Source organism: Citrobacter sp. Igbk 16 (genome assembly GCF_028069755.1).
In the GTDB taxonomy this organism is placed as follows: Bacteria; Pseudomonadota; Gammaproteobacteria; order Enterobacterales; family Enterobacteriaceae; genus Citrobacter.
This window is the reverse complement of sequence record NZ_JANEWJ010000057.1, coordinates 1-7,805: the sequence shown is the minus strand read 5'-3', so window position 1 is coordinate 7,805 and position 7,805 is coordinate 1. Positions and strand designations below refer to the sequence as shown.

Below are 7,805 nucleotides of genomic sequence, written 5' to 3'. Positions count from 1 at the left end.
TATATAATGTGTGTGAATGTAATTAGATGATTTATAATGTATTTATGTAAAATAAAGATAATGAAATGCTGTTTCAAGTCTCAAAATTAAATTTCATGCCGCAGTATTCTATGACGTCTGGTGATTATCACTGTTGGTTTTTATGGGAATTATCCGGTGAAGTGATGTGCCTGAAAATTATCTTCAACCTAATTTCTTGCGCCAGATCAGTTTTAATAAATTTAACGGAATGAATTATTCGGCATTTGTTGTTGGATATCGGTGGATTAATCGAGGAGTTGTATATGAAAAAAGTGGCGGTGTTGCTGGCCCCCGGTTTTGAAGAGGCTGAAGCCATTGTGACTATTGATATTCTACGTCGCCTGCAAATTGAGGTTGAGACGCTGGCCTGCGCAGAGTCCCGTGCGGTGGTGAGCTATCATGACGTGCCAATGGTGACCGACAGTACGCTGGAGGCCCGTCGGGATGCTTTCTACGATGCGATCGTGTTGCCAGGGGGACCACAGGGTAGCGTAAATCTTGCCGCCAGTGCTGCAGTTGTCCAGTTTATCTCTCGCCATGACGATGCAGGAAAACTGATTTGCCCGGTTTGTTCGGCAGCCGCGCGGGTGCTGGCGGGTAATGGGTTACTGAAAGGCCGGCGCTACGTGTGTTCAGGTGAGCTGTGGCAAACCATCACCGACGGCGAGTATGTCGACGCGCCTGTTGTTGAAGATGGAAATCTTATCAGTGGCAAAGGACTGGGCCATATTTTTGATTTTGCGTTTACGCTTTCTGCACGTCTGTTAGAAGACGATATTCCTGTTCGCGATCACGCTGACCATATTTATTACCCTTGGTAATCATTGGACTCCCGGATGTTTCGATATTCGGGAACAAGGATTCACTGGCTGAGGTTATGGATTAATCTGCTATTTCTTATTTTTCCTATTCTGAAAATTGTGTTTTTTTATGTCATTTCCCGCTGAATTTATGTACGCAACTACTGTAATTCTAGGGTGTGATGCCGCTCTCTTATGGAGAATAAATTTCCCGCTAAAACTACTCTCAGCACTGGCATTGATCTTATCAGTAAAAGGTAATGCTTTGTTTTACGTCCGGATTACAAAAAATCGTTTGATTTTACCCTACATAAAAGAACGTTAAAGCTGGAGTTAACCATGCACAAATTCACTAAAGCGCTGGCGGCCATCGGTCTGGCCGCCATTATGTCACAATCCGCTATCGCTGAATCCATGAAGCTCGGTTTTCTGGTCAAACAACCGGAAGAACCCTGGTTCCAGACGGAGTGGAAGTTTGCAGATAAAGCCGGTAAAGACCTTGGGTTTGAAGTTATTAAAATCGCCGTTCCAGACGGAGAGAAAACCCTGAATGCTATCGACAGCCTGGCGGCAAGTGGTGCAAAAGGATTTGTAATTTGTACGCCGGACCCGAAACTCGGGCCTGCTATTATGGCAAAAGCGCGTGGCTATGACATGAAAGTCATCGCGGTTGACGATCAGTTCGCCAATGCGAAAGGTAAGCCTATGGATACCGTGCCATTGGTGATGATGGCAGCAACCAAAATTGGTGAACGCCAGGGCCAGGAACTGTACAAAGAGATGCAGAAACGTGGCTGGGATGTGAAATCTTCCGCTGTAATGGCGATTACCGCCAACGAACTGGATACCGCGCGCCGTCGTACATCGGGTTCGATGGAAGCGCTTAAAGCTGCAGGCTTCCCGGAAAAACAGATCTACCAGGTCCCAACCAAATCAAATGATATCCCTGGCGCATTCGACGCCGCAAACTCCATGCTGGTTCAACATCCTGAAGTTAAACACTGGCTGATTGTCGGGATGAACGACAACACTGTGCTGGGTGGCGTGCGTGCTACCGAAGGGCAGGGGTTTAAAGCAGCAAACGTTATTGGTATCGGTATTAACGGTGTTGATGCCATTAGCGAACTCTCCAAAGCGGAAGCCACCGGATTCTACGGTTCACTGCTGCCTAGCCCGGACGTTCACGGTTATAAATCCAGCGAAATGCTCTACAACTGGGTCACCAAAGGCGCAGAACCGCCGGTGTTTACTGAAGTTACCGATGTGGTGCTGATTACTCGCGACAACTTCAAAGAAGAACTGGCGAAAAAAGGCTTAGGCGGCAAATAACGCAACTGCCGTAAAACGATCTTATCCGGCCTACAAAAACGCCCTTTGTAGGCTGGATAAGGCTACGCCGCCATCCGGCAACCGTTTAGATCCACGGAGACGTTATGCAACAGTCTACCCCGTATCTCTCATTTCGCGGCATTGGCAAAACCTTCCCTGGCGTAAAAGCGCTAACGGATATCAGTTTCGACTGTTATGCCGGGCAGGTGCATGCACTGATGGGTGAAAATGGCGCCGGGAAATCAACATTATTAAAAATTCTCAGCGGAAACTACGCGCCAACCACGGGATCTATAGCGATCCACGGACAGGAGGTTTCGTTTGCGGACACAACCACTGCGCTGAACGCCGGTGTCGCCATTATTTACCAGGAACTGCATCTGGTGCCGGAAATGACCGTCGCCGAGAACATTTACTTAGGGCAGCTTCCGCATAAGGGTGGGATTGTGAACCGCTCGCTGTTGAACTACGAAGCGGGCCTGCAGTTAAAACATCTGGGGATGGATATCGATCCTGATACTCCATTGAAATATCTCTCCATCGGTCAGTGGCAAATGGTGGAGATTGCTAAGGCGCTGGCGCGTAACGCCAAAATTATCGCTTTTGATGAACCCACCAGCTCTCTTTCCGCCAGGGAGATTGAAAATCTGTTTCGCGTGATTCGTGAGCTACGCAACGAGGGCCGCATCATTCTGTACGTTTCGCACCGTATGGAGGAGATTTTCGCGCTGAGCGATGCCATAACCGTGTTTAAGGATGGCCAGTACGTCAAAACGTTTACGGACATGCAGCAGGTTGATCACGACGCACTGGTCCAGGCGATGGTGGGGCGTGATCTTGGGGACATCTACGGCTGGAAGGCCAGACCTTACGGTGCGGAGCGTCTGCGTTTGCATGAGGTAAAAGCCCCAGGCGTGCGCACCCCGATCAGCTTATCGGTACGTAGCGGCGAAATCGTCGGACTGTTCGGCCTGGTGGGTGCCGGACGTAGCGAATTAATGAAAGGTCTGTTCGGCGGCACGCGCATCACACAAGGTCAGGTGTTTATTGACGAACAAGCGATAGAAATCCGCAAACCCAGTCACGCCATTGAAGCAGGCATGATGCTGTGTCCGGAGGATCGCAAGGCCGAAGGGATTATCCCGGTCCATTCGGTACGCAACAACATCAATATTAGTGCGCGCCGTAAACATGTCACGGGGGGATGTCTGATCAACAACGGCTGGGAAGAGACCAATGCTGACCATCATATCCGCTCACTCAACATCAAAACGCCGGGTGCAGAGCAACTGATCATGAACCTCTCTGGCGGTAATCAGCAAAAGGCCATACTGGGGCGCTGGTTATCGGAAGAGATGAAAGTAATTTTGTTGGACGAGCCTACCCGCGGCATTGATGTTGGCGCGAAGCATGAAATTTATAACGTGATTTATGCCCTGGCTGCGCGCGGTGTTGCCGTGCTGTTTGCCTCCAGTGACCTGCCGGAAGTTCTTGGCGTCGCCGACCGCATTGTGGTGATGAGAGAAGGTGAGATCGCAGGTGAATTACTTCATGAACAGGCGGATGAACGCCAGGCGCTGAGCCTTGCTATGCCTAAAGTCAGCCAGGCAGTCGCCTGAATAAGGAGAATATGATGTCTTCCGTTTCTACATCGGGTTCAGGCGCTGCGAAGTCGGCGTTAAATTTTGGCCGAATTTGGGATCAATACGGGATGCTGGTGGTATTTGCCGTGTTGTTCCTGGTTTGCGCTATTTTTGTGCCGAACTTTGCGACTTTCATCAATATGAAGGGGCTGGGTCTGGCGGTATCTATGTCGGGTATGGTGGCGTGCGGGATGTTATTTTGCCTGGCATCCGGCGATTTTGATCTCTCGGTAGCGTCCGTTATTGCTTGCGCAGGGGTGACGACTGCAGTGGTCATTAATATGACCGAAAGCCTGTGGATTGGCGTGGCGGCTGGGTTGTTGCTCGGTGTTCTGTGCGGTCTGGTGAATGGTTTCGTGATCGCGCGTTTAAAAATTAACGCGCTGATCACGACGCTCGCTACCATGCAAATTGTTCGCGGTCTGGCCTACATTATCTCCGACGGTAAAGCGGTGGGTATCGAAGACGAACGATTCTTTACGCTTGGCTATGCCAACTGGTTAGGGCTGCCTGCACCGATCTGGTTAACCGTGGGCTGCTTTATTGTTTTTGGCCTGCTGTTGAATAAAACCACGTTTGGTCGCAATACGTTGGCGATTGGGGGCAATGAGGAAGCTGCACGTCTGGCTGGGGTGCCGGTCGTTCGCACGAAGATTATTATCTTCATTCTTTCCGGTCTGGTATCCGCCGTTGCGGGGATTATCCTGGCATCACGTATGACCAGCGGCCAACCGATGACCTCTATTGGTTATGAGCTGATCGTGATTTCTGCCTGTGTGTTAGGCGGCGTTTCGCTCAAAGGCGGCATCGGAAAAATCTCATATGTCGTCGCAGGGGTGTTAATTTTGGGGACGGTCGAGAATGCGATGAACCTGCTGAATATCTCGCCATTCGCACAGTATGTGGTGCGAGGTTTGATCCTGCTGGCGGCAGTGATCTTCGACCGCTACAAACAAAAAGCTAAGCGTACTGTTTGATGATTCAAATCCCAACTTTTTAGTCTAGCTTCTGCATATCGCCAGCCGCTACCCGGCTGGCGATTGTTTTTCTAAATGGCGAGCACGGTCACACTGTCTATACTTATACCCGTCATACATCCTATATACGGCGCGATCCGCGCGGCGTACAGACCATGACGAGGAGGAGAATCGGGTGACAGCATCGCTAACCTTACCCCCTGAGCATCCCACAAATTGTGCTTATTTTTTCGATCTCGATGGAACACTGGCTGAAATCAAACCGCATCCTGATCAGGTTGTAGTTCCACAGACAATTCTGCAGTTATTACATCGCCTGGCCACGCAAAATGCGGGTGCTCTGGCATTGATTTCAGGGCGCTCAATGGCAGAGCTTGACGCACTCACCAACCCTTATCGTTTCCCGCTCGCCGGGGTGCATGGGGCAGAACGCCGTGACATCAATGGTCAAACCCATATTGTGCATTTGCCTGCGGCGGTTGAGCGCGAAGCGGGGGCGTTATTGCATGCGGCGCTGGCGACGTTACCTGGGACCACGCTTGAAACAAAAGGCATGGCTTTCGCTCTGCACTACCGGCAGGCGCCTGAACATGAGGCCGCTCTGCTGGCGTTGGCTGAACGTATTACCCATATCTGGCCACAACTGGCATTACAGCCCGGAAAGTGTGTTGTGGAAATCAAATCTCAGGACACCAATAAAGGAGACGCAATTGCGGCATTTCTGCAGGAAGCACCGTTTGTCGGACGGACACCTGTTTTTGTGGGGGATGATCTGACCGATGAAACAGGTTTTGCTGTGGTCAATCGCGCCAGCGGTATCTCGGTAAAAGTGGGAAGCGGGGAGACTCAGGCTACATGGCGTCTGGCTGCCGTCAGAGACGTCTGGCATTGGCTGGAACACATCAACTGTCCGCAGCAGGAACAAGACGCAACGAATGACAGGAGAGGTGGCTATGAGTCGTTTAGTCGTAGTATCTAACCGCATTGCCTCACCGGATGACAAAGGCAGCGCTGGCGGTCTTGCTGTAGGTGTACTGGGCGCACTGAAGGCTGCTGGCGGCCTGTGGTTCGGCTGGAGCGGTGATACAGGCAATGGGGAGCAGCCATTAAAAAAAGTTACCCGTGGCAACATCACCTGGGCATCGTTTAATCTGAGCGAACAGGATTACGAAGAGTATTACTGCCAGTTTTCGAATGCCGTGTTGTGGCCTGCGTTCCATTATCGACTGGACCTGGTACAGTTTCAGCGTAGTGCCTGGGAAGGCTACCAGCGGGTTAATGCCTTACTGGTTGATAAGCTGCTGCCACTGCTTAGTGATGACGATATTATCTGGGTTCACGATTATCACTTGTTACCTTTTGCCTGCGAGCTACGCAAACGTGGTGTGAATAATCGCATCGGTTTTTTTCTGCATATTCCTTTTCCAACACCCGAAATTTTCAATGCGTTGCCGCCACATCAGGCGCTACTTGAGCAACTGTGTGACTTTGATTTATTGGGCTTTCAAACCGACAACGATCGCCAGGCCTTTCTTGACTGTCTGGCGGCGCAAACTCAGGTAACTACGCTCAGTGAGAAACAGCATCTGGCCTGGGGGAAAGCGTTCCGCACGGAAGTTTATCCTATTGGTATTGCACCTGAGGAGATAGCACGGCAAGCATCAGGACCGCTACCGCCGAAACTGGCACAGTTAAAAGCAGAACTTAAAAATGTGAAAAATATCTTTTCTGTTGAGCGGCTGGATTACTCCAAAGGCCTGCCGGAACGTTTTCAGGCCTATGAGGCGCTGTTGGAACAGTTTCCACAGCATCACGGTAAGATTCGTTATACGCAGATAGCACCGACTTCGCGTGAGGAAGTTCAGGCTTATCAGGATATTCGTCACCAGTTAGAGACCGAGGCCGGGCGGATCAATGGTAAATACGGGCAACTGGGCTGGACACCGCTGTACTACCTGAATCAGTATTTTGACCGTAAATTACTGATGAAGGTCTTTCGCTACTCTGATGTCGGACTGGTGACGCCACTGCGCGATGGCATGAATCTGGTAGCAAAGGAGTATATCGCCGCACAAGACCCTGCCAATCCTGGTGTCCTAGTGCTGTCGCAGTTTGCCGGAGCAGCGAATGAGCTGACTTCTGCACTCATTGTAAACCCTTATGATCGGGATGATGTCGCAGGCGCATTAAACCAGGCTCTGACGATGCCACTTGCCGAACGTATTTCACGTCATGCCGCAATGCTGCAGACTATCGTTAAAAATGATATCAATAACTGGCAGGCGAGATTCATTTACGATCTGAAGAACGTCGCATCGCGTCATACGGAAAATCTGTCGCCTGACTCGCAGACAGCCTGCAGCAAACTGGGGTGATTAATCGCCCGCAAGCGGCACCAGCAACACATCAACCTGGCTTGCGCTGACAACGCTTTTCGCTGAGCAGGAAGCTCGCGAAAAGAAACTGTGGTTATGGTTGCCATAAATCACCAGATCAACCGCGTGCTTGCGGCATATATCCAGAATGTGTTCGTTCAATGCGCCGTAGGTAATAAACGTGTGCTCAATAGGGTACTGCGCTTCTTTGCTTAACTGATCGATAAAATTCTGGGTTTCTTCTTGCATCACTTCACGCAGATCTTCCAGCATTGGGGCGGCAAACTGGTTATACAGTTCGGGATCTGAGACCAGGGTTATCAGACTAATGCGGGCGTTGACAGGGCGAGCGATTGAAACCGCCTTTGCTAACAGCTGGTGGCTTTCGGGGGTAGCGGCAACAGCGACAAGAATGTGCGCATAGCTCATAACTCGCTCCTTTTGTTCATGAATTATGAGAGAACTCTTCAGTTTTAATCGTATACCACCATAGTGCTACGTTTCGTATGGTAATTGTGTGAATGTCATCATGATTATTCATTAATTATTCTTATAAATAGAATAATCACTTCATATAAGCTGTAAATTCGTTCGGTTGATTTAAGTTAAACTCCTCTCTAATAAAAACAATCTGTTAATAAAAAGTACACATCCATTAAC

7 protein-coding genes are annotated in these 7,805 nt (G+C 49.9%); 6 read left to right on the top strand and 1 reads right to left on the bottom strand.

The window, feature by feature from the left end; genetic code table 11:
• Positions 1–284: 284 nt before the first annotated feature.
• The 6 genes from NNO03_RS22175 to otsA all read left to right on the top strand — a co-directional run bounded on the left by NNO03_RS22175 (position 285) and on the right by otsA (position 7,145).
• On the top strand, positions 285–842 hold the full coding sequence (locus tag NNO03_RS22175) for a DJ-1/PfpI family protein (protein ID WP_271442708.1): 558 nt from the start codon (positions 285–287) through the stop codon (positions 840–842).
• Between the two features lie 318 nt (positions 843–1,160).
• Entirely contained in the window at positions 1,161–2,150 is a 990-nt protein-coding gene (locus NNO03_RS22170) for an arabinose ABC transporter substrate-binding protein (protein ID WP_005127705.1), read from the top strand.
• A gap of 104 nt (positions 2,151–2,254) precedes the next feature.
• Positions 2,255–3,769 carry an L-arabinose ABC transporter ATP-binding protein AraG gene (gene araG / locus NNO03_RS22165; RefSeq protein WP_271442709.1) on the top strand — a complete coding sequence of 505 codons (1,515 nt, stop codon included), beginning with the start codon at positions 2,255–2,257 and terminating at the stop codon, positions 3,767–3,769.
• A 14-nt stretch (positions 3,770–3,783) separates the two neighbouring features.
• On the top strand, positions 3,784–4,770 hold the full coding sequence (araH, locus tag NNO03_RS22160; protein WP_271450580.1) for an arabinose ABC transporter permease AraH: 987 nt from the start codon (positions 3,784–3,786) through the stop codon (positions 4,768–4,770).
• A gap of 175 nt (positions 4,771–4,945) precedes the next feature.
• Positions 4,946–5,749 (top strand): trehalose-phosphatase, encoded by an 804-nt coding sequence (gene otsB, locus NNO03_RS22155; RefSeq protein ID WP_271450579.1) that lies wholly within the window; start codon positions 4,946–4,948, stop codon positions 5,747–5,749.
• Positions 5,724–7,145, top strand: coding sequence for an alpha,alpha-trehalose-phosphate synthase (gene otsA / locus NNO03_RS22150; protein ID WP_271450578.1), 1,422 nt, complete (start codon positions 5,724–5,726; stop codon positions 7,143–7,145). The genes otsB and otsA overlap by 26 nt, the downstream gene beginning before the upstream one ends.
• Here the strand turns inward: otsA and uspC are convergent, their stop codons facing one another.
• Complete coding sequence (uspC, locus tag NNO03_RS22145) at positions 7,146–7,574, bottom strand: universal stress protein UspC (RefSeq protein ID WP_271442713.1); 429 nt, start codon at positions 7,572–7,574, stop codon at positions 7,146–7,148.
• Between the last annotated feature and the right edge of the window lie 231 nt (positions 7,575–7,805).